General features: G+C 42.5%; 24 protein-coding genes. 17 read left to right on the top strand and 7 right to left on the bottom strand.

Translation table 11 applies throughout. The features are described from left to right. Positions 1–94 precede the first annotated feature (94 nt). Entirely contained in the window at positions 95–2,242 is a 2,148-nt protein-coding gene (locus OH460_RS02955; protein ID WP_269994921.1) for a TonB-dependent hemoglobin/transferrin/lactoferrin family receptor, read from the bottom strand. A 226-nt stretch (positions 2,243–2,468) separates the two neighbouring features. Between OH460_RS02955 and OH460_RS02950 the strand changes: the two genes are divergently transcribed. Beyond that, entirely contained in the window at positions 2,469–3,356 is an 888-nt protein-coding gene (locus OH460_RS02950) for a LysR family transcriptional regulator (RefSeq protein WP_269994920.1), read from the top strand. On the opposite strand, the gene OH460_RS02945 is transcribed toward OH460_RS02950, so the two are convergent. Further along, positions 3,345–6,029: a bifunctional acetate--CoA ligase family protein/GNAT family N-acetyltransferase gene (locus OH460_RS02945; RefSeq protein ID WP_269994918.1), complete on the bottom strand. Its 2,685-nt coding sequence runs from the start codon at positions 6,027–6,029 to the stop codon at positions 3,345–3,347. The two genes, OH460_RS02950 and OH460_RS02945, sit on opposite strands and share 12 nt — an antisense overlap. A 216-nt stretch (positions 6,030–6,245) precedes the next feature. Here OH460_RS02945 and OH460_RS02940 point away from each other — a divergent pair, with 216 nt between their 5' ends. Then, complete coding sequence (locus OH460_RS02940) at positions 6,246–6,809, top strand: SPOR domain-containing protein (RefSeq protein ID WP_008221412.1); 564 nt, start codon at positions 6,246–6,248, stop codon at positions 6,807–6,809. Between the two features lie 179 nt (positions 6,810–6,988). Then, positions 6,989–7,984: a D-alanine--D-alanine ligase gene (locus tag OH460_RS02935; RefSeq protein WP_269994915.1), complete on the top strand. Its 996-nt coding sequence runs from the start codon at positions 6,989–6,991 to the stop codon at positions 7,982–7,984. 112 nt (positions 7,985–8,096) lie between these two features. On the opposite strand, the gene OH460_RS02930 is transcribed toward OH460_RS02935, so the two are convergent. After that, complete coding sequence (locus OH460_RS02930) at positions 8,097–9,065, bottom strand: tyrosine-type recombinase/integrase (RefSeq protein WP_269994913.1); 969 nt, start codon at positions 9,063–9,065, stop codon at positions 8,097–8,099. Between the two features lie 100 nt (positions 9,066–9,165). Between OH460_RS02930 and OH460_RS02925 the strand changes: the two genes are divergently transcribed. Then, positions 9,166–9,534, top strand: a complete 369-nt coding sequence (locus OH460_RS02925; RefSeq protein ID WP_008221406.1) for a DUF3319 domain-containing protein — start codon at positions 9,166–9,168, stop codon at positions 9,532–9,534. Positions 9,535–9,537: 3 nt separating this feature from the next. Continuing rightward, positions 9,538–9,849: a stress response translation initiation inhibitor YciH gene (gene yciH, locus OH460_RS02920; protein WP_008221404.1), complete on the top strand. Its 312-nt coding sequence runs from the start codon at positions 9,538–9,540 to the stop codon at positions 9,847–9,849. A gap of 170 nt (positions 9,850–10,019) precedes the next feature. Here yciH and OH460_RS02915 read toward each other — a convergent pair whose 3' ends face one another. Then, entirely contained in the window at positions 10,020–10,388 is a 369-nt protein-coding gene (locus OH460_RS02915; protein WP_269994908.1) for a DUF3693 domain-containing protein, read from the bottom strand. A 195-nt stretch (positions 10,389–10,583) separates the two neighbouring features. On the opposite strand from OH460_RS02915, the gene OH460_RS02910 reads away from it, so the two are divergent. From OH460_RS02910 to OH460_RS02860, 11 genes are all read left to right on the top strand, one after another. Continuing rightward, a complete protein-coding gene (locus OH460_RS02910; RefSeq protein ID WP_128164302.1) occupies positions 10,584–10,775 on the top strand; it encodes a hypothetical protein in 192 nt (63 codons plus the stop codon). 2 nt (positions 10,776–10,777) lie between these two features. Then, on the top strand, positions 10,778–10,978 hold the full coding sequence (locus OH460_RS02905) for a hypothetical protein (protein WP_128164305.1): 201 nt from the start codon (positions 10,778–10,780) through the stop codon (positions 10,976–10,978). Next, positions 10,968–12,080: a replication initiation factor domain-containing protein gene (locus tag OH460_RS02900; protein ID WP_269994905.1), complete on the top strand. Its 1,113-nt coding sequence runs from the start codon at positions 10,968–10,970 to the stop codon at positions 12,078–12,080. The genes OH460_RS02905 and OH460_RS02900 overlap by 11 nt, the downstream gene beginning before the upstream one ends. Beyond that, positions 12,068–12,415: a DUF1293 family protein gene (locus tag OH460_RS02895; protein ID WP_128164307.1), complete on the top strand. Its 348-nt coding sequence runs from the start codon at positions 12,068–12,070 to the stop codon at positions 12,413–12,415. Before OH460_RS02900 ends, OH460_RS02895 begins: the two co-directional genes overlap by 13 nt. A gap of 2 nt (positions 12,416–12,417) precedes the next feature. Continuing rightward, the gene (locus tag OH460_RS02890; protein ID WP_128164309.1) at positions 12,418–12,651 is read left to right on the top strand and encodes a hypothetical protein; all 234 of its coding nucleotides are present in this window, start codon (positions 12,418–12,420) and stop codon (positions 12,649–12,651) included. A gap of 2 nt (positions 12,652–12,653) precedes the next feature. Continuing rightward, positions 12,654–12,878 carry a hypothetical protein gene (locus tag OH460_RS02885; RefSeq protein ID WP_171761997.1) on the top strand — a complete coding sequence of 75 codons (225 nt, stop codon included), beginning with the start codon at positions 12,654–12,656 and terminating at the stop codon, positions 12,876–12,878. 41 nt (positions 12,879–12,919) lie between these two features. Then, complete coding sequence (locus OH460_RS02880) at positions 12,920–13,120, top strand: hypothetical protein (RefSeq protein WP_116871524.1); 201 nt, start codon at positions 12,920–12,922, stop codon at positions 13,118–13,120. 130 nt (positions 13,121–13,250) lie between these two features. Next, positions 13,251–15,029: a hypothetical protein gene (locus OH460_RS02875; RefSeq protein WP_269994898.1), complete on the top strand. Its 1,779-nt coding sequence runs from the start codon at positions 13,251–13,253 to the stop codon at positions 15,027–15,029. 2 nt (positions 15,030–15,031) lie between these two features. Continuing rightward, positions 15,032–15,373 (top strand): DUF2523 domain-containing protein, encoded by a 342-nt coding sequence (locus OH460_RS02870; protein WP_108167722.1) that lies wholly within the window; start codon positions 15,032–15,034, stop codon positions 15,371–15,373. Further along, a complete protein-coding gene (locus tag OH460_RS02865; RefSeq protein ID WP_269994895.1) occupies positions 15,373–16,737 on the top strand; it encodes a zonular occludens toxin domain-containing protein in 1,365 nt (454 codons plus the stop codon). The genes OH460_RS02870 and OH460_RS02865 overlap by 1 nt, the downstream gene beginning before the upstream one ends. Positions 16,738–16,882: 145 nt before the next feature. After that, positions 16,883–17,128, top strand: coding sequence for a hypothetical protein (locus OH460_RS02860; RefSeq protein WP_171731987.1), 246 nt, complete (start codon positions 16,883–16,885; stop codon positions 17,126–17,128). A gap of 768 nt (positions 17,129–17,896) precedes the next feature. On the opposite strand, the gene OH460_RS02855 is transcribed toward OH460_RS02860, so the two are convergent. Further along, positions 17,897–18,265: a regulator gene (locus tag OH460_RS02855; RefSeq protein ID WP_269994891.1), complete on the bottom strand. Its 369-nt coding sequence runs from the start codon at positions 18,263–18,265 to the stop codon at positions 17,897–17,899. 1,225 nt (positions 18,266–19,490) lie between these two features. Here OH460_RS02855 and OH460_RS02850 point away from each other — a divergent pair. Next, a complete protein-coding gene (locus OH460_RS02850; protein WP_269994889.1) occupies positions 19,491–20,756 on the top strand; it encodes a GGDEF domain-containing protein in 1,266 nt (421 codons plus the stop codon). A gap of 704 nt (positions 20,757–21,460) precedes the next feature. On the opposite strand, the gene OH460_RS02845 is transcribed toward OH460_RS02850, so the two are convergent. Both OH460_RS02845 and OH460_RS02840 read right to left on the bottom strand, forming a co-directional pair. Next, complete coding sequence (locus OH460_RS02845; RefSeq protein WP_008224757.1) at positions 21,461–21,613, bottom strand: YoaH family protein; 153 nt, start codon at positions 21,611–21,613, stop codon at positions 21,461–21,463. A gap of 41 nt (positions 21,614–21,654) precedes the next feature. Beyond that, complete coding sequence (locus OH460_RS02840) at positions 21,655–22,803, bottom strand: conjugal transfer protein TraF (protein WP_061030935.1); 1,149 nt, start codon at positions 22,801–22,803, stop codon at positions 21,655–21,657. Positions 22,804–22,842 lie beyond the last annotated feature (39 nt).

Raw genomic sequence — 22,842 nt, 5'->3', positions numbered from 1 at the left:
TCACTTATTCCTTTTTGATACAATTTTTAGTGAAATAGATAAAAGCCAGCATAAAGCTGGCTTTTTAGTTTCTGCAATTTAGGTTTGTAACGAATTAGAATTCGTACTTAGCTGAAATACCGTAGTTTCTTTCAGCTTGAGAGTTCTCTTTGTAAAGCTCATCATCGCCGCGAATATCATTCCAACGGTAGTACTCTTCGTTAGTTAAGTTGAACACACCACCACGAATAGTCAAATCTTTCATTGGTTTGTAGTAAGCAGTTAAGTCAACAACCGTTGCACTTGGAAGTTCAGCTTGACCAGCATTACCGCCATTCTCGTCATCAAAGTTGATGTCTGAGCCAGATTTATCAGCCGTGTAATTTAACTTAAGGCTTGTACCCCAATTTTGGTTCGGTGCATCGTAGTTCAGACCGAACACAGCGTTCCATGGGTTAACACTGTTTAGTGCATTACCGTTTCCATCTTCACCCTCAGTGTAAGATGCCACGAAATGAGTAGAAATACCCTCTGGCGCACCCACTAACACATCCCAAAGTAACGTATTCGAGAACTCAACACCCTTGATTGTCGCTGACTCTAAGTTAACGTTAGAGTAGTGTGTCGTACCGCCGGTTTTTTTCGTTACTACAGTTTCAATGAAATCATCGTAATCACTGTAGTAAGCTGCAATCTCAGACGATGAAGCTTGCGTGTTGTGACGGTAACCAAGCTCGTACGAGATACTTGTTTCTGACTTAAGGTCAGGATTCGGATCATTTACGTAGCCGTGACCAGGGTTGTCGTATGTGTAGTAGAGTTCATCAAATGAAGGGGCTCTAAAGCCTTGGCTAATTTGACCAAATACAGTACCTGTGTCTGTTAGTTTGTACGTTGTACCTAAACGACCTGTTACTGCAGAATCTGAGAAGTCAGTTAGAGATTCGCCAGTGTTTTTACCAGGGTCTGTAGAGAAGTAGTCGAAGCGAACACCAGGAGTCACAACCAGCTTATTGTTCATTAGGCTGATTTCGTCTTGAACAAACAAACCAAACTTCTGCTCTTTCGCATCAGGCGTGTACACGTAAAGCTGATCGTCAGTCGCTGGATCTGAGTTGTACTCCATATTGGTGTTGCTGATGTCACTATGTGTATAAGTCGCACCATAAACTAGGTAGTGATTGTTAATCTCTTTGTCTAGTTGCGTCTCTATTTCAAGCTTATCTTCGGTGTAATCATAATCTTTGGTTTGAAGGTTGTCGTTATTAGCAGGAACGTAAGGAGGGAAACCTGGGCCTGCAGGCTTAAAGCGTTTCGTAACACCGTTCTCTTCTTTAGAAATGTACGACACTTTACTCGTCACTGTGTCAGCAATCGCGCCGTCTGCAAACCAAATGTGCTTGATTGCGAATCGGTTTTGTTTCGTGTCATCTTCACCAGTGTAGCTATCATAACTAGAGTGGTAGATGTCTGAATCAGAGGTATCTTTAATGAGCTCTGCTAGAAACTCAATGCGATGGCTTTCATTCAATTGGTATTGAAGTTTAACCAATAGATTATCTGCTGATGTGTCTTGATTTTCTACTGCGTAGTTCTCTAAATCACCCGAGTTACGGAAGTTTTGAAGCTCTTCACCATCACGGCGAGTGTAAGCAACCAGAGTTTCTAAATCTCCAAAACGATTAGCTAATGCAACATGTTCGCTGAACGAGTTATCTTCAGAAGAGTAAGACAGTTTAGCTTGACCACCGAAGTCTTCACCATCTTTTAAGAAGTCAGAGGGATCTTTAGTTTCAAACGCCACAACACCGCCAATGGCGTCACTTCCGTGTAAACTTGAAGCAGCACCTTTGATGATTTCGACACTCTTCAACATATCAGGGTCGATAGAAATACCACTAGAATTGATAAATGCATAAGGACCACCGTCAAATGAACCAGGTTGCGATGAACCGTCGACTAGAATCTTAACGCGTTTTCCTTCCATGCCTCGGATGTTGATAGTTTGTGCACCTTGGCGTGAGCTTGAGTTCATCGTTACACCAGGCGTGTACTCGAAAATCTCGTCGACATCTTTTGCCATATTCTCTTCGATTTGCTTATCAGAGATTACGGTGACTGAAGCTGCAGTATTGATAAGTGTTTGATTCGTACGAGTCGAAGATACAACAACCTCGTCAAATAGGGCATAATCTTCAGCTAAGGCTGAGGTTGATGAAAGCGCTAAAACGATTGAAGCAGAGAGTAGGGATTGCTTATACATCTGATAGTTACCTTAATTCCATAGTATTATCTTGATTTCGCGAAAGATAATATTGGATCTAAATGATAATTACTATTATTTGCATTTCAATTTATTTGTAGTTTTGTCATTAAAAGCTCACTTAAACCGTATAACTCATTGTATTAAAAGACCTTTAATGGTTCCATTTATCTGGTGAATGCTTCCATTTTTGTGACCAACCTCTCATTTACAAAGTAGGAAACTGATGCATAGCCCAATAACACTTGAAGCGTTACACATCCTAGACGCCATCGACAGACGTGGGAGTTTCGCAGCTGCGGCCAACGAAATGGACCGCGCGCCATCATCACTCAGCTATCAAATTCAAAAGCTTGAACAAGACTTAGATATCATGATTTTTGACCGTTCTGGCCATCGCGCAAACTTCACAGAGGCCGGTCAGTTGATACTTGAACAAGGTAGGGTGATCCTTGGTGCGACAGAAAGGCTCGTCAACGAAGCCAGCATTCTAGCTAATGGATGGGAGTTGGATTTAACCATCGCTTTTGATGGCATTATCCCAATTGCTAATTTCTTCCCACTTGTTGATGAACTAGGAAAAATCAGTAAAACGCGTGTACGTTTACAAGAGGAAATTTTGGCGGGGTGCTGGGAATCGCTGTCAGATGGTCGAGCTGACTTACTGGTTTGCCCAAAGGTAGATACCATTCCCAATGACATGAAAAGTGACGTAATAGGAAGAATGAAAATGGTTTGGGTAGCAGCATCCAACCACTACGTACATAAGCGCTCTGGAGATTTCGATCAAAAGGCTAGAGAAAGTTACAGGGTGATCGCAATTGCAGATACTGCACGCGATCAGCCAGCATTAAGCATCAATATTTTAGAGAAACAACCGCGCTTAACGGTGACGAGCTTCCCAGCAAAAGTAGAAGCTTTAACTAGTGGGCTCGGCATTGGTACCTTGCCGTGTAGCGTTGCTAAACCTTTGATCGAATCTGGTGTTTTAAAACAGATTGCAGGGACGGAGCCGCAACCGATCGACATTGTGATGGCTTGGCGACGCAACAAAATGGGCGACGCCAAATCTTGGTGTATTCAACACCTTAAAAAAACATGGTCACTCAAGTAACGGAAGCACCATATCTGCCGTGCCGTCTTCAAAACAGATATCTAGCTTGAAACCAAGTTTTTGAGCTAGTGTCAGCATTCCTCTGTTGGTTGGCATTGTCATTCCCGACATCTGTTTAGTTTGCTTGGCACGGCAGTAATCAATAACCTTAGTCATCAGAATTCGACCTAAACCAACGCCTTTGAGATCAGAGCGAATCAATATCGCGAATTCGGCATCCGTATTCTCTGGGTTAATCAGAGCCCGAGATACGCCAATGATTGCAGGTACACCTTGTTCTTCACGCACCACAACAAAAGCAATCTCTCTATCAAAATCAATCTGAGTAAAATTAGCTAACGCTTCATGATTGAATTCACCCACATCACTAAAGAAGCGTTTGTAGAGATCCTCTTTAGACACTCGGTTAATAAAGTCGGCATGAAGTGGTTCATCTTCAGGAAGAATAGGGCGTAGCAACACTTCTGTACCATCTTTTAACTGGATGCGTTCTTCAAGCTCCACGGGGTATGGGCGAATCGCCAGCCTTTCTTGCGGATCACCTTCGTAGGCTTTCAATACAATATCTGCATCCAATATCGTGAACTTATCGCCATTCGCAAGCACTGGATGTATATCCAGGTCATGTATTTCTGGGCAATCAACCACCATTTGTGAGATACGAACCAGCAACTCCGACAAGCCTTCTATGTCGATAGGGTTAGGAAGCTTCTGTAGACGAATCTTGCCACTCTTTATCGCTCGAATAATCAAGTAGCGAGCCAGTGTCATATTCAGTGGTGGGAACGCTGCAGCCGCATCAATCGACTCATCCCATTCCGAACCACCTTGACCGAGTAGAATAATAGGACCGAATGTTTCATCGGTTGTGACTTTCACGCGAAGCTCTTGTCCGCCAGCAAGCTTCGCCATGCCTTGTACCAGCAAGCCATGGATATGTGCTGTAGGAAACGACAGTTGAGAGCGATCAAGAATCGCTTGAGCCGCATTTGCGACTTCACTGCAGTTTCTTAAATTAAGCATTACGCCTTGAACGTCAGATTTATGCGCGATATCTGGAGAGCGGAGTTTAACTGCGACAGGATAACCAATCGTTTCTGCAATATGTACCGCTTCACTAGGATCTGAAGCGATCCAAGTAGGCAGCACATCTAGGTTGAAGTGTTTGAAAAACTGACTGTTTTGATGGGTATCAAGGCTAACTGTATCTTTATCCAGTAATTGGCGTTCTATCCAATTTCTGGCATCGGCTAAATCTTCAATATGGACTTTCTCAGCCGTGGTTGGCGTCTCCATAAGCTGACGTTGGTTGCGTCGGTACTCGACCAAGTGCATGAATGCGACCACTGAGCTCTCTGGTGTTCGATAGGTTGGAATACCAGCTTCAGTGAACAGCTTTCTAGCAGGCCTTGCCGTAAGCTCACCAGACCAATTGGTAAGAATATTGAATCGCTTATGGCGAGGGTGCTTTTTAATCGCTTCGATGATGCGCTCAGCAGTTTGAGCAGAGTGTGCGATAGCAGAAGGGCTATGCATGATGAGAATAGCATCTGCCTCATCACCATCGAGCAGGGTGTTGATCGTATCAATATAACGTTGATCACCTGCATCACCCACAATATCGATAGGATTGCTATGTGACCAACTTGAAGGTAGCACCTTATTAAGCTTTTCGAGCGTCTCTTCCGATAATTCAGCGAGTTTACCACCGCGCTCAAAAAGCGTATCTACTGCCATAATCGCAGGCCCACCACCATTCGTGACAATGGCCAGTCGCTCTCCGCGTAATGGGACAGAGTGAGTTAAAGTTTCTACGGCAGCAAACAGTTCATGTAAGTTCTTAACTCGCAGCATACCACTACGACGAATAGCCGAGTCATAAATAATATCTAAAGTGTCTGCGCCGCCGGTATGTGCCATTGCCGCAGCTCTGCCTTTTGCAGTCCTGCCGCCTTTTAAGACCAATATTCTCCGGTTGCGTGACGCAGCTCGTGCTGCCGAAATGAAACGCCTTGCGTCTTTAATGCTATCGACATAAAGCAATATTGCTTCCGTGTGGGAGTCGGTGCTCAAATAATCCAACAGTTCCGAGAATTCGATGTCTGTGCCGTTTCCGATAGAGATAAACGCAGAGAAACCGATCTCTTTGTCGTTCGCCCAATCAAGTATCGTCGTGCACACCGCTGCAGATTGAGAAATAAAGGCAATCTTACCGGGGAGTGCGGTAACAGGAGAAAAGGAAGCATTGAGATTCAGCCAAGGTATGATCACACCTAAACTGTTTGATCCCAGCATTCGTATATTGTGCTTTTTCGCAATCGCTAGGCATCTTGAGTCGTACGTTTCGCCGTTTTCACTCGGCTGCTGCATATCCGAAGACAGAACAATGACAGACGCAATGCCTTTCTCCGCTAACTCCTCAAAGACTGCTATGTTCCGAGTCGCGTTAGTGCAAAGAATCGCCAGGTCAGGAACAATAGGTAACGACAAAATGTTTTTGTATGAGAGTACGCCCGCTACAGAATCGTATTTTGGCGTAACCGGCATTACCGCGCCTTTAAAATCCCCGTGCAACAAATTATTCATAACGATGTATCCCGCTCGATTCTCACGCTGAGAAGCACCAACAACGGCTATCGAACGGGGTTTAAGTAGGGGATCAAGATGATTCATAGACATATCCTAGCAATGCACGTAAGTTCATCGTAACTTACTTTTCGATGACAGGTTGATGGCAAATTCACCGAATTCAGATGAATAAGCAAACACTGCATTAAGTTTGTGAAATAGGTCACCCACTAATGGTGTATAATCTCAAAGTTAACTTGATTCTAAACCGACGTATCGGCATGATTTATAGTAATTATTATTAAGGATATAGAGCTTTCCATGAAAAAAATTGCAATTGCGACTTTGCCACTGCTCTTGGCTGCATGTGTATCTGAAAACTACATCACGGATGTGACTTCAGACAGTTATCAAGAAGAGTACAAAACTGCCAAAGTTGAAGCTCCGGTTGTGTCTCAATCACAGCAATCAGGCGTTGTTGAAGAGAATGTAGTTAACGTTATCAGAACAGAACCTGTTGAGCAGAAAGTCACTCAAACAACTCAAGCTAAACCCGTTGCGGCAGTGAAAGGTCCAACTAAGAAGCAACAAGACATGAACCAGCGTTTTGGTTACACAGTTCAAGTTGTTGCGGTTGGGAGCCAAAGTAAAGTCGACTCTTTCGTGAAAATGCTACCGACGACTTCTCAACCAGTTTGGGAAAACTACAAAATGGTTAACGGCACAAAGTGGTTCACAGTACTTTACGGTGACTACGCGACACGCCTAGAAGCGAAAAAAGCTATCTCAACACTGCCTAGTTCACTTAAAAACTTGAAGCCATTCGTGAAGAGTATTGATGACATCAAGAACTCTGAATACCCAACGCTTAACAAGTTAAACTAAGTTTTAAATCATAAAGAAGGAGCAAATGCTCCTTCTTTTGTTTTATGACGAACCGTTTTGTCTAATAGTTAATCGCTCGACCTTTCGGACGCAATTTTAACAATCAAAACACTGTACCTATCTCGACTTTTGTTTATCATTGAAGTCAGTACTCCTCGTTTCAAGGACCGAATTTACCCATGAACACCACAAACATTCTTCTACTATGCGGCGGTGGATCTTCAGAGCACGAAGTGTCTTTAGTTTCAGCCAATTACCTTTTTGATCAGCTTAGGAGCGTTGACGACTTTAACGTTGTGAGAGTTGAGATTAAGAACGAAGGCTGGTGTCTAGATTCGGGCGAGTTGGTCTATCTTGATATCAATGATCAAACGCTGCGTGGCGACAACCTAGAGTCAAAAGTCGACTTCATCGTTCCATGTATTCATGGTTTCCCAGGTGAAACCGGTGATATCCAATCACTGTTCGAAATGGCGAAAATCCCGTACTTAGGCTGTGGTTCTGAAGCTAGCAATAACAGCTTCAACAAAATTACGTCAAAGCTTTGGTATGACGCACTGGGGATTCCAAACACGCCATATCTATTCCTATCTGACAATACAGACGAAGCACATTCACAAGCAACTCAAGCTTTTGAAAAGTGGGGTAAAGTATTCGTGAAAGCGGCTCGTCAAGGCTCATCAGTTGGCTGTTATCAAGTCAATCAAATTGCAGACTTGAGTGAAGCGATCAACAAAGCATTTACGTATTCAGATCAAGTACTTGTTGAAAAGTCAGTGGTACCGAGAGAATTAGAAGTTGCTGCTTACGAAATAGACGGCCAGCTGCACATCAGCAAGCCGGGAGAGGTGATTGCACCGAACGGCGCATTCTACTCTTACGAAGAGAAATACAGCGCAGACAGCCACTCAATAACAGAAGTTGAAGCAAGTAACCTCACTGATGAGCAGCGTGAACTGATTGCAGAAAGCGCTCGCAAAGTGTTTACACAGATGAAGCTTCGCCATTTGTCTCGCATCGACTTCTTCTTAACACAAGATAACGAAATCTACTTAAACGAAGTGAATACCTTCCCAGGTATGACACCAATCTCGATGTTCCCAAAAATGGTAGAACACGACGGGCATAAGTTCGCTCAGTTCCTAGAAAACTGCGTAAGAACCAGCCTTTCTTAAGGGTATTTTCTAAATTTTTGTATAACAGATTAACTCTAAAAAGCGGCTCGGATTTCTCCAAGCCGCTTTTTTTGTTTGCGATGTTTTTAGTCTACTGCCGACCTAATATGGCTTATTGCCACGGTGTTAACGCTTTGAACTTCATTTTCTCGCTCTCTGCCGTACCAGCATATCCAACGTATTGGGCTGGCATCGCAGGGCTAAGCCAACGTCCGAAGTCTTGTATTTCTCTCACTTTAAGCCCTTGTTTTGAAAGCTCTTGCGCCGCGCCAACTCGAATCGAATTACCTGAAAAATGGTGATTGTCGGCTAAACCAAGTAAGTCACTTGCACGCCTTAAAATCCGATAGATCGACGAATCATCTAATGGTTGTAGGCCGATGTTTTCGTGCTTATCAATCGCCCGAAATACAGGTAATTCCTCTTCCAAACCAGTAAAGCTCAGCCAGCGTTCAAGAGCAGAACTTGCAACTGGTGAAAGCTTGTAGACCAAGCCCTTGATTGTGATTTGATAGTCATGAACAATACTTTCCACATCACTCGCTGATAAAGACTTGAGTTCAGAGCGCTTCAACGCACATTCGAACATTACGTTATAAATCGCTATGTCGCGGATCTCTTTTAGTGTCGCTTTGTCATGTGAAAGTAACGAGTTCAATTGAGTAAGGTGTGAAGAAGTCATCGCGTTTGTCTGCTTAGCATCACCAACCATTCGAGCTTGCAGATGGAGCAGGGTAAAGCGAACTTGTCTATGCTTGATAGGGTTGGCGAAGTTGAGTACAGTGTGCAACAAGCTAAGCGTTGCAGTGTAACGTTTTAACGATGCATACTTTCGTTCACTAGACTCCGTCTCAAGAAAACGACGAACAGCCGTAATAGAGGCAGGGAGTGTATTGATTCGATGTTTGGTACAAAAAGCGTGGTAGCGATTCCAATCACTGTAGATACCCAACAGTGAATTATGAGAATACTGGAAACCTGTTAGCTCATCGATAATTTCAACGGTAACGTTGCTGTTTAATTTTTCAACAAACGAATTAATTATCACAGAGTCGGTTAAAATAGGGACTTTTTTTCTCAAATTACCGTACCTCGACAGGTGTTTTTGCCATATTATGCTTGCTATCATTATTAGTATACTTATGATTAATGCAGTGAAAACAAAAAGATGATCAATAGATATGGCTAATTCAATTTACCGAGGGATCCATCTCCAATCGACGGATGCCACGAACACAATTTGGCGTACCAAGTTAAAAAACCACGTTATTCAAGGTAACTTAGCTGCCGTGAAAAAGAGTATCGATTGGTGGATTGATACTGCATCTATTATTGACCCAAAAGAGTTCACAGCGTTAAGTAAGTCTAGAGGGACCGGTGGCCAAACTGAAAATTTCAATGGCTACCAAATCAAAAATGACACTGGTGAGCCGAATGCGTGGTACTGCATGTTTAACGGACGCCTTATTAAAGGCGGAAAGATTGCAATACAGCGTCATATAGAAGCTTACTTACTTGCTAAACAAAAAGCAGAGCAACAAAAGAAATAAATTATGAGCCTAGTATATTCAACAGAAACAGGTCGTATCAAACCTGAAGAAGAGAAAGTCCAACGTCCTAAAGGCGATGGTATCGTTCGAATCCAAAAAGAAACCAAAGGCCGTAAAGGCAAAGGCGTTTCTGTCGTAACTGGCTTAGATCTAGATGACGCACCATTAAAACTAATGGCAGCAGAACTTAAGAAAGTTTGCGGCTGTGGTGGCTCAGTAAAAGATGGCAACATCGAAATTCAAGGCGACGCGCGTGACAAGATCAAAGCGCACCTTGAAAAGAAAGGCTACAAAGTTAAATTTGCTGGCGGTTAATCTCTAACTAATACCAGGGTTAAAATCGAAGATTATTATCACTGGATATTAGGTATTTTATGGTAAATAACCATTATGGTTAAATACACAGTATAATTCAGAGAGCATCGACACAATACAAAGGCAGGGCATCACACAAAGAGTCCTGCCTTATAAACAACAAATCCAATTTAACATAACGTACATAATACGCAGTTGGCTATCGCATCTTTAGTCTGCATCATCCATAACGCAAAACCTCCGCAAGCCATTGAAATGCTTGACAATCCAATCCCATCAAACTTTTTTGCCATGTGTTCCCATAGCTGTTTTATCTGTGGATTATCGTTGCGATCAGCGTGTAAACCTATCAAAGCGACCTGTGGGTCTAATTTTGAATTTTCCGCCAGAAAAACCGCTTGAGAATCAGTTAGATAGCGACGACCTTTGCGAAAATCACTGATTCGTTGCTTTGGCACGTTCATATCGTGCGCTATTTGCTTGTCTTGTACGTAGTTATGCGCCTTTTTGTAGGCGTCTAACAGTTCATTTTGGTACATGGCAAATCCTCCGTTTTCCTAATCATAGCTTATTAGTGACCAATTTTTGTGACTTGTGGTCTCCAATCTTGGTGACTATAGTACCCAACATTGGTTACTCATTTGACTGTCTAGGTCTGGGCTGTTTGCCCTTGACGCTTTCAGCTCGGCTTAGACGGTCACTCTAACTCTCAATAATCAGTCAAGGTGGTTGTTATGTATATCGTTCAAGTGTGCTCTGGGATTCTTCCTCGCTATCTCGCTCATTATCAAATCACGGAAACTGGTCTAACTCCTGTTATCACCATTCACAAATCTAAGGCTATGCCTCTGACGGATGCTGATGCAAAAGACGCGTTCAACAGACTGCTTCCGGCTTGGCCTTTGTTGAAACTGGTTAAGGCTTAGTCATGGATTCTATCTACTTCGACAACGAACCTAATCACGGTATCAATGCCTATTTTCCTTGGGGTCATAACTTCTTTAAGACTCCACGCGATTTCTTCCAGTTCATTGAGTCGCATTATGGAATGGTGTCTTTTCAGGTTGTTGAAATCACGGATGAAAACTACCAAGAGCTTTTGGTTAAGGGTGTGTTCAGTGCCATCTAAGAAACCACATAAGTTCCATGACGAAATTCGTCCGGTTCAAGTCGATCACCTAGCCTTTTCGTTTTCTTATGGCTCTCTTAGGCATTTGGATAGCTCCAACGAACAAGACTTTATCAATATGCAGTTTCCTGAGTTCAAAAAGCAGACTGTTAAAGGCCGTCTTGATTCACCGGAAGCTATCGAAAAATCCATGGAGTTACACCGTAACAAGTGTCGTAAGGTTTTAGCTGATAGGTTCAACGAGTTCATGGCGAAAGTTTTTAACTTCCGCTTGTCTCCTATGCGTGGTCGTGGCTTGCATGGCTATGAAGATTCGATGGTGATTTATGACTCTACCGGAACGGTTGAATGTGGCTTGGTCGGTGTTGGTGGCAACAATGACACCGTTTATGTGCAAATCAATGGCACAGGCTGCGCGAAGCTGTTTGAGTTCACGACACACAAGAAGGTGCATTGGTGGCTGTCTCTGTTGGGTATCACTCGCCTAGCCCGCCTTGATTTGTGTGTTGATGACTACACCGGAATTTTTGACTGTCAGTATGCTGAGAAATGTTTTTATGAGGGAGCATTTCGCACTGCTCCACGTGGACGTGGTCCCACAATGGTTCCTCATAAGCGCGTTTCACAGTCTGGTGAACTATCAGAAGAAGCGGTTTTGGTTGGTTCTCGTACGTCTTCAGTTTACTGGCGTATCTACAACAAGAAGTTCGAACAAAACATCGCTGACCCCGAGGTGATTTGGTATCGCAACGAAGTGGAATTGAAGAAGTGTGATTTATCGCTACTCGCCTCGCCTGCTTCGGCCTTTGCTGGTCTTTGTGATTTCGCAGCCAGTATAGACCCTGCTGAACCAATGAGAATTGAACTGAACAAGAAGAAAGCCGGACTCGAATTCATGGCGCGTATCGCTTGGGTTCGTCGTCAATGTGGTAAGGCTCTTGCTGAGGTCGTTTCTATGACTGAGGGTGATTTGGGTGAAGCGTTTGGGATGCTCATTCCTTCGCATCATAGACGCGCTAACTTTAATAGCTCGTTGGGGATTCCTGACGAATACACGAAACAGAAAATCGAAATTTTGGAGTCAAGAATATGCCTACAATAACTGGTATCTCAATCAAGCGTTTCCCTAAATCTGGTATGGAGTTCGCGGAGCTGTCTGTACTTCGTGCCGTTGAAGAAGTCGATAACGAGAAGTTTCAACAAACGGGCATCGGCTTTTCAACTGACATTCCATACAACAAGCAAGCACTGAAAATTGATGTGGAATACGCACGTCAGCTTATCCAATCGCGCGCTTTTGTAGCTAACCGTGAATACGAGCTGAGCTTTGGTGCTAACCAAAATGACCCGCTCGATATCTTGGTAAACAAGCTTGTGCCTGTCGATGAAGAAATCAAAAAGCACTTCGATAACTTCATGAAAGCAAATAAGGCTTAATCATGGAAACGGTAATTTATCAATTAACTGGCGATGATGTGCATTCACTGATTGAAGCTCTAGTCATGACCATGGTCGTACTTTCACTATTTGGTCGTGTTTGCTCCTTTGTAATTGATTGGATTGACCGCTTGCTTCTGACAAGAACTATCCGTGATTTAGAGGCTAAAAGAGACTTTCTTTTGTCTGAAATTGGCTCTCTTAATCGTCAAAAAAGCGCTTCAAGTAAGGCTTAACAATGAACTGCATTACGACCACTCAACAAGGTTACTTAAGAACGTCAACCGACTTTGACTGTCAGCTCGTAATGCTTAGCGACAGCGAATACAACAAATTAGTCTCTGGGGCGCAGTCTCTAACTATCGATTCAGAGCTATACACAACTGTTTCAGGTTGGGTTTTATTATCTTTCGTTTCAGGCCATGTGCTCGGACGAATCTTAAAAACTCTTGGCAAAGGCTAAGAGTCAACGTTTAGTAACACACTCTTAAAAAAGGAAATATCATGAAAAAACGTCTATTGGTTCTAGGTTCTACAGCTCTTGTATCGGCTTCATCATTCGCTGATACTTCACCTATCACAACCGCAATCAATGAAGCGGTAAGTACTGGTCAATCTAACTACGGTCTTGTTGTCGTTGGCTTGATTGGTCTTGCTGCACTTGGCTTTGGTCTCCGCGCTATCGTCAACTCTATGGGGAACTAATGGGAGAGATTGTCTCTCAAGTTGTAACCATCCTATTTGGGGTGGTTATGGCGATGTCATTCGTATATGGCGTATATACGGGTATCAATGCCTCCTAGCTTGGAGGCGTTTTCTTATCTAGGGTTTTACAGTGAAACGATATCGACAATATCTCTCGCTTTCTTTGGCTCTTATCGCTTTCAATTCAAATGCTTTGCAGTGTGGCGCGGGTGAAGTTGAGGTTGATGGCGTTTGCGTGAGTTCTTGTAAGATACTTAAGGGAAGCGGAAAAAACTTAACGTGGGACTCATACATTTGGGGGGATAATCCCCGCTCTTACTGTATTGGTGATCGGTCTACTGGTGCAGCCTGCAACATGGCTCCGAGTACGGTGTCAGTTTCTGTTGAAGCGGGACGTTGGACCAATAAGTTTTACTACACGGGCTCTACTTGTGGCTTTGACCAAATCAACCGTTATTCTGGTGACGTTCCTGAGCTCTTTCCATTTGAAGGTGATGTTAACCAAAATGGCGTTCAAGATGACTTAGAGGATTGGGATGGCGATGGCATTAAAAACGGTGAAGACCCTAACCCTTATAGCAATGACAATCAGGTTGCGGATTCTGATGGTAACAATGTTCCTGATAATTTAGACGAATTTTATGAACGTCTAGAGGAAGCACAAACTGTTAATAATTGTTTTGTCGACGATGATAATAGAGATTGCCTCCATTACCGTTATGTTATGGATGATTTGAATAATAATAACTCTAAGTTAATAGGAATAGTTTCTGATTTAAGTAGACGCAATTTAACCAAAGAAGATTTTAATCGAGCGGTTGCTGAATTAATCAATACGCAAAAGACCAATGATTTATCTTTTTCTCACAAGATAGACGCTTTAACGGCCGCTCAAGGTGGATTAGAAAACACCGTTAGAGATAGTGTTTTTGCTGCGAGACAAGACATCAAAAATCGTTTGGAGGATCGTTATAAACAGACCTTTCATAGATTTGATGATCTAGATGAAGAAGTCGCGATTGTTAAGCGCAACACTCAATCCATAATACACTCCATTTCCGATTTCCCTGCTGGCGATGGCGGCGCTCTCACTGGCGCTCAAAGCAATTGGCTCTTAGACTCTGTTCGAAACAGTGTTAGCAATATGACTAAAAATGACCAACTCATTGCCGGACAAAAAACCGAGCGAGATTTGATGGTCACTTTGAATCGCGATTTGGCCAGTAAGATTCAAGCTTTGGAGGTTTCTGGCGGTGGCCTTACTGATCTACAAAAAATTCAAATAAGGAACGCAGCAAAAGCAAACCTTAACAACAAGCTCTTAAAAGCCATGTCCCCTGATGTTGCCCGTCTCTCAAATATCGAAGAAAAGGTTTTAAGCAATAACACTATGATTGACGGTCTTTACTATGAGTTCGAAGACGTTAATTCAAAAATAGATTCTTTAGGTACTCCTGATTTGTCCGGCGTTGAAGCCAGTCTTTCGGACCTATCCACAAAGTTAGACGGGCTTGAAACTGGTGACATGTCGGGTGTCGAAAACAAATTAACAGACCTTATCGATAGTGTAACCAATACCAATAACTTTGATGAACCCAATTACGGATTCAACGGCGAAGACTTCATCATCACTCCAACTCAAATCGCTGAAGCTCAAAATGAGGTTTTAGAGATCAAACAAGAGATGGCAGATGAATATGAAAAGTTCAAAACGCTCTTCTCTATCGATACCAGTTCTTTTAACAACGGTACCTATAAAGAGCACTCTTTGAATCTTAACGTAAACCACGCAGAGCGCTCTTTTAAATCGGGTGTCTTCGAGGCGTTACTCGATAACGCGTCATTCATTGCAGCCGTTATTATGTTTTTGTTTGTTGTGTCTGGCATCAAAATGTTAGGTAAGGATTAGTCATGGATTACATCTACTCTTTTATCGATTGGATCAGCTTACAGATGTCATTTATCACTGACTTCTTTAAAGCCATTCCGCAGATGACACTAGACCTATTTTCATACATTCAAATCTTCATGATTAAGATGAAATTAAAGGCCGAATTAGAGTTCATCAAGCTCTCTTATAACTCAGCAAAAATCCTATTACAGGAAATCGGCTTCAATGAAATTCTCTCTCATGCTTTTAACGCTTTACCTGATGAATTGAGGTTCTATGCGTTTAAGTTTGGCGTTCCTCAAGCCCTTTCCGTATGGGCCAACTTCTTCACTACAGCTTTGGTTATGAGGCTCTCTAGATAATGGCGATCACGATTAGAACGGGAGCAAATGGCTCTTACAAGTCGGCTTACACTGCTTATTTCTCCATCTATCAAGCTCTAAAGGCAGGACGAACCGTTGTTACCAACATGGAAGGTATGCAGCCCTTAGCTGTCATCGAAGAGCGCTTTGATATTAAGTTTCCAAGCACAGCTAAACTCTTTCGTGTTAGCTCTAGAGATGAATCAGGGGTTCACCTCTGGACTCATTTCTTCTGTTGGTGCCCTATTGGCGCGCTGATTGTCATTGATGAGTGCCAGGATATCTTTTCTAAGAACGTGGGTTTTGATATACGCAAAGTGAAGTATAAACCGCTCTCTGATTTCATCACTCAATCACCACAAGACGGGCTACTCCCTAAAGATTACGAGCGCTTTTTTAACTCTCGTTACACGCCTGCCAATATGGACGCGTTGAAAGACTCAGAGATAGATGATCGCGGAATTGCTGAATACGATTCTGAAGGACGAATCATCTATCCACACAGCTTTAATGAAGGCTTCATGAGGCATCGAAAGTACGATTGGGACATCGAGTTACTTTCCCCTGATTGGAAGCAAATCGATTCAGGTATCAAGGCATGTGCTAACCAGAACTTTTTTCATAAAGGCCGTGACCAGTTCTTTTGGACTAAGCGCAACCCTTACATTTGGAAGCACGACAAAGCAGTAACAACGCCAGCCATTCCTAAGAAAAAGGACGTCAACTTAACCAATCAAAAAATCCCCCTAGACTCTTTCCTACTCTACAAATCAACGGGGACAGGCAGCGCCAAACAACAACTTGCCATGAATACGCTGTTTCGTAGCCCTAAAGCTATTTTGATTTTCCTACTATCCATATTCTGTTTCGGGTACATAATTTATGACTTATCCAATCGTTTTTTTGAAACTACTGAGACGGTGGAGGAAGCGAGACAAACAACGTCTACAGCTGCCGCTCCTAAGCAAAGTGAAACACAACCTAGCCAAGATAATGAAGCTTCTGGGGATGTACGTTCTAGTGGGGATAGCAGTAAAGGTAATCACAAAAATGATGTTACTCATGTTCCTATAGCCGAGGTGCTGCCGTTTGAGGGCATCAAGAAAGCTTTTGTCACGGGTGTGAATTTCGCAATCAAAAATGGCACGATTGAAAGACATGTTAGCATTGAGGTGGAAGCTCTTGACGGCTTCTACTCAGTAAACGAAAGCTTCCTCAAAGCTTACGACATTACGTTTGACCGTATTGATGATTGCTTGTTGAAGTTAAACAGAGGCGAGCTAACCAAGTTAATAACATGCAAGCCCTACTCAGCTGCGGTTGCTTTACCAGAAGTTAGACAAGCGGAAGTAAGTTTGTTTTAGTCAATCGTCTAATGCTATCAAAACACAAACCGGCAATCGGATCGATAACGTGAAAATGCTATCAAATCCGTATATTTAGCCAGGAACAAACCTCAAAAAATGCTATCATAATTAAACCAGGACAAACCGGCATTAAGGAAAAATGATGGCTATTACTATTCGAGATACTGAGAAGCATGAAGAAATGCTATCCAAGCTAAAAGAATTGACGAAGACATCGACCATGTCTAAAGCTCTAGTTCAAGGTGGCTATGACGCACTTAAGTATCAAGAGTTGTATCACAAAGAACGAATACTGAATGAGAAGCTAAAGCGGAAGCTCTACGATAATGAGCTTGCGGTAAATGACTACCTTGATGCTTTGAAAGGATTACAGTCTGTCGTTGAATAGCCCCGCAGGGATAAGAGAGTGCGAAGCGCGAACGATGCACCGAGCCACACCGTAGAGTTTATTAGTCCGTATGTCTCAACTGGCGAGTGTTTCTAACTGCCAATGCCTATTGAGCCGCACCCTCCCTCATCCTGCCAGAATCGCTCTTGAAAGCCTTACCACATCGGTAAGGCTTTTTTGTGTTCACTGGCTTTCTTTAAGCTCATTTGAGTGCCGAAAAGGATCTCTTTTCAGTGCTGACGGACAACAAGTGAGGACGACGAAGACTGAGGAGGACGAGCGCGGCGGGAGGAAGCCAACCCCCGTGTTGTATCACGGGGGTAAATTCGACCTAAGCATCAGCACTTTGTTCACATTCTCTTCACTGCGAACTGAAAAAAAACACATAAAAATGCATAGCATGTTCTATAGTATCTAATAGACATTACTGGAGATAACTATATGAATTCACATGTAACAATTTTATTATCGACTCTACTTTTTATATCTATTGTACTTGGTGGCTATTTCACAGTTAAATATCTACGGATGAGAGAAAACGATTTAAAAGAATTAAACAAGAGTAACAAACGGGACGATAAGTAAAAAAGCCGAACTCAATGAGTCCGGCTTAATGATCCTTGATATGACCAAAAAGGAGAACCAGTACTTAAACAAAGGAATGTTGCCGTGCCAGTCAAGTCCACCTTATCAACATCAATCACATCATATAACCCAAAACCAATTGCTCTTTGAAGTCACTTTAGGAAAACCATTCTTTTGTAATACTCATTTCTTTATATTAGCTATAGCTCTAGCAAGCCCTAATAGGTGTGTTGATGTCTTGATTTCTAATTCTGACTGAATCCCTAATAGTGCAATCCCTGCCAATATTTGTTGTGGCCTCACTACTTGGCCAGTCGGCAGCTCCATCCTGTCGTATAGCATTTTGAACTGTATCCAGTCTTCACTAATGCTTAGTTCTCGACCTTTTACCATTCTCATAAGCCGTTTACACTCGGGCGGGATTGGGTTTCCCTCATCCCAACCTGTGACAGTTCTCACAGATTTAAAACACAGTTCAGCGACCTCTTCCTTTGTCATTTGGCACTCTAACTCTCGAAAAATGTAATTCTTACTCATTTCGCGATACTTCAATGATAAAACCTCTAAATACAAGAGGTTGCACTGAATTGATAAGATATGCACCATTAAACATAATCAGACATAATACGCAGTTACGGACATTGAAATCTGGGAGACTTATTAGCCTTATTCCTGTCAGATTTTACATACGCGCTGCTTAATTTCATTCGTTTAAGCACTTTTTTAATTTGGATACACGTTAGCTCCATATAATTCACGCCATTTTCATTACGCCAGTAAAACAAACTTATAGGCTCTAAACCCAGCGCACCTGTTCAAGTCGCATTTACCCCAATTTCTAATGTTAGAACCATTGCATTGCTTTGTTCACGAAAAAGAAATTCTCATCTGATGTTAACCACTGAATTTTAAAACGTTCAATTCCACCTAACTTACAACAATGGCTAAAGATTCCTGTGTGTAAACTTTGTAAGTTATCCTGCTGTTGTGCTTTCAGATTTCACATACGCGAATGCTTCAACTACATAACAAAATCTACGTACTTAATTTTATCCATTGTGATGCAATGCTTCCTGCGCTTGGTTGTTTCAAGCTTTAACAGCGGAGACGCCTATACCAAAGCTATCTACGAGCACATTTGAGTCTATAGGTTTGAGCACACTCTTTGGCAAACTGCGCTTCGTAGTACCCGTGCCTATGAACCTGTGGAGACTTAAGATCTTTAACCTAGCCATTACCAGATCTCGTGTATCACTAGCTATTAGCTCTATGTTCAACGTGACCAGCGCTCAAATCTACAAAAATCGGGCTCCGATCGTGTATAAGTGCCAACAATTCAGGTGTTTGTTTAGTGGTTATCTTCATACGTTCTACTTACTCACTAAAGTCACACACCTTAAAAGTGACAGTGCAACATTGTTGAATTAGAACTAATGAACAGTTTGCTGATGGCCCGCTACTTGGCGAGCTTATAAAGGACGTAGATTCGCTCTAATCACGACGAACAGATCCACTTAAAATTTAACTGTATATTTATACAGTTAAATTTATCTACCCGTAAAAACGGTACTTACTGAGTAAATTACATTCAAAATCAATGCTCTGCGTTCAATTTTTAAACTTCATCTTGGTCTAATGGCGCAGTTTGCTGTATAACCGTCACTTCTAGAACAGTTTTAGGTATAGCAATTCCAACGATACTAATACTCTAATCTTCGATTACGCCAACTCTAAGGCATTTCGTATTAGGTTCGAATCACGTGTACGGATTAACATCATGAGCGACAAAGCATTCCGCAAACTCAACATATTCCTCTCGATTTTTTGCTTGGCAATCACCCTATTGTCGCTAGTCTCTTTTGATAAACTAATGAACAAGAGCTACGTCATTAGTCCAGACAAATACCCTACACTCGCCAATACAGACAGAGATCATGATGGCGGTACGGTGGCCTCATTATACCAATCAAATAGCGGAATTGAGTTACAGTGTGACTTTAAGCGAACCTACAGCAAGCCTTTCTGTGAGGTTGAATTCGTTATATCGAAAGAAGGAAAAGGGTTAGATCTCTCTACGTACGACTCGGTAACCATTAACATGGATTACAAAGGACAAGAAAACCCAAGATTTCGCTTCTACATTCGGAACTACGACGAAGGTTATAGTGTGAAAGGCGATGCCATGTCTAACAAGTTCAATCGCTTAGACTTCTCGCTACCTGACGCAAGCCACATTGACTTAGGCTACTTCAATGTCCCTTTCTGGTGGATTGATCATTATAACCGCCCTGTCTCTGATAGCGCGGTAGACATCACGAATGCGGTATCTGTTGAACTCGGGCTTGGTGCTAGCACGCTTGCTGGACATCATTCACTTAATATCTCGAGCATTGTGTTCCACGGTAAAATCATCAGCAAGGCTTTACTCGGTGAGCTCTTAGTTGGGCTATGGGTAATATATGCCGTCTACTATGTCTGTTGTGCTCTACATATCGCTCGACGAAACAAAAGGCGCTTAGCACAGCAACAACGCCATCTAACCCAAGAGATTGAAGAGTTAAAGGTAAAGGCCACAACAGATCCGTTGACTGGCTGTAGAAACAGAACCGAAGCGCTAGATACCTTCTATGATTTCGAATGGTTAGCACAACAAGGAAAAATGATTCACGTCGCGTTGTTTGACTTAGACCATTTCAAACAGATTAACGACCAGTATGGCCATGAAGTTGGTGATAAGGTTCTCATCCAATTTGTTACTACCGCAAATGAAACACTTGGCGAGCATTATTTGCTTTATCGCTGGGGTGGTGAGGAATTTCTACTCGTTTGCCTAGAACAAACAACGCTACAGTGTCACGAATCAATCGATGATCTGTACTTGGCCATGGACAAAACTGCATGGCCTAATAAGCTTACCGTAACGACTTCTACTGGTGTAACGCAGCTTAAGCAAAATGAGTCGATACGTTCTGCGATTAAACGTGCAGACAAAGCGCTGTATGAAGCAAAGAATAACGGACGAAACCAAGTCGTGACGTTTTGATTCCACCTCTTCGTTTTTCACCTGCGCGTCTCTAAGTCCCTGTAAGATTGCGCCCAGCCAACTAAGTCCCTTAATGCTCGCCACTTTTGCATGGCAAGTCTTCTAATCTACCAGCTCACTCTAGTGGCTGTGAATCAACTTGTTTTAAGTTCAAGCCACACACTTAAATAAATCACTATCCACCTCAACACAAACCTTGTATTTGCCGCACCAAAGCCCCCTCAGCTAATGCGTTCTGCTGCACTTGAAGTATGCGTATTTAAGTCTAAACAGCGTTAGATGCACAGATCTGTCGCTGAGTATCTTAATATCGGTGCTTGTAACGAACACTCCCACACTCAAACCACAAAACCTTACTCATGAGGCTTACCTTAATCTATTAGCTAAGAATTGAAGTCACAGCGTCACGATCGTTTAAAAAGCCCGAATATTGAACAACTTATGCCTAGTGACATGAATACTGACACCAGAAATGCCAGCTGTTTAACTTTCAGATCTTGCTGTAATTTAATTACAAATAGATACCAAAAAAAGCCCTTAAAGTTGATTACTCTGATGTAACTTACTGAATAAACTTAACTTAAGCGTTTTGGATAGGTCAAAACTGAGGACGAATAAAGTGTTGGTATGAACGAGAGAATATACTAGAGGGTAATATATTTAGTTATAGTGCATTAGATGGGTAAAAAAGAAGGGCTAATGCCCTACTCTTCTTTATTACTCATTTCTTCACGAATTTGCTCAGCAACGATTTTGATAGCTTGTGCTGTGCTGACACCTTGGGTCATCATTTCTTGAATTCGCTCAACAGCTTTCTGTTGCTCTTCGTGAGAAAGGGTTGGTAAGTCGTTTAGCATGCTCTGCTCCTTTGTTTAGGAGCAGAACTATATAAGGACTGTTAGTAACTAGCAAGGAAATTGATAGATGCACCCATTGCATTTTCGTTTGTGTAGTTAGCACTTAGATCTAACTGAAACAAGTTAAGAGGCGACAAACCGATACCCGCTGTGATGGTCCCTTCTGAATCAGAGTAAGCAAGGTTCTTGTAGTACCCTGCCCTTAGCTGCATTTGACGCAATAGGTCAACTTCAGTACCAACACGAATCATCTGCTCATTGTCTTCAAACGAAGTAAACTTTTCAGTTTCATTCAAATCGTAATCGACACTTAACGAGAAGTAATCAGACACGATACCCGCACCTACAGTGTAAACTGGCTCAAGCTGATAAGCGTATTTACCACCAACTTGGTGAGTGGCACCACTTGTGCTGCTAGTTAACGTTCGGGTTGTATCTTTCGTCTCAATATCTCTTGAGAACAAGTTGGTCGCAGCAACACCTACTCGGAACGGTCCGAAGAACCAAAGCGCACCTGCATCCATGTTAAATGCAGTTTCACCATTGCTGTTTTCTCTTACGTCAGAGAGATCGTAATCGTTAACCGATGCAATGTAGTTGTATGTGTAGATGCGTTGAATCTTAGGAGTAATACCAAAAGAGATGTGTTGGCCCATAAAGGTTTGGTATTTAGCAAGAGAAAGACCAACTTCAGCTACACCAATTGAAACCGCTTCAACGGTAGACAACTCAACTTTGTCCGTATCGGAACCGGTTGTGTAAACATCAGGTGTCGCAAAAGATTCTGTGTAGGCTTTAGCAAATAGGTTTGCAGCAACAAATTGGTTAGGTAGCGCGAACGCCACAACACCACCAAGCTCTACGTTCGCCTGGTTACCATCAAGTTTGTTAAGAGCGGCATCTAAGTCTGCAGTATTTGAAGCGTCAATGACACTATCGATATTTGATTTCATATCGTTAGGATCATTATAATTACCACCAAAGCTAGGCGTAATCATACCCATATCATCATTGCGACGGTAAATGGCAACCAATGCTGGGTTATAGAATGGAGCGGTTAGGAAGTTTGCAGAAACAACACCAACACCACCCATTGCATCACCACGCGCTTCAATGGCGTAGTTTGCTGCTGAAATAGGAAGACTGGCGAATGCAATTGACGCTGCGAGTAGTTTAGTAGTTTTTTTCATGCCGTTTATCTTTGTTAGATCCCTTACATAGTTAACGGC

It is taken from the genome of Vibrio sp. Makdt, assembly GCF_027587015.1.
GTDB lineage: Bacteria > Pseudomonadota > Gammaproteobacteria > Enterobacterales > Vibrionaceae > Vibrio > Vibrio chagasii_B.
The sequence above is the reverse complement of the archived record's forward strand: the minus strand, read 5'-3'. Positions and strand labels throughout refer to the sequence as shown.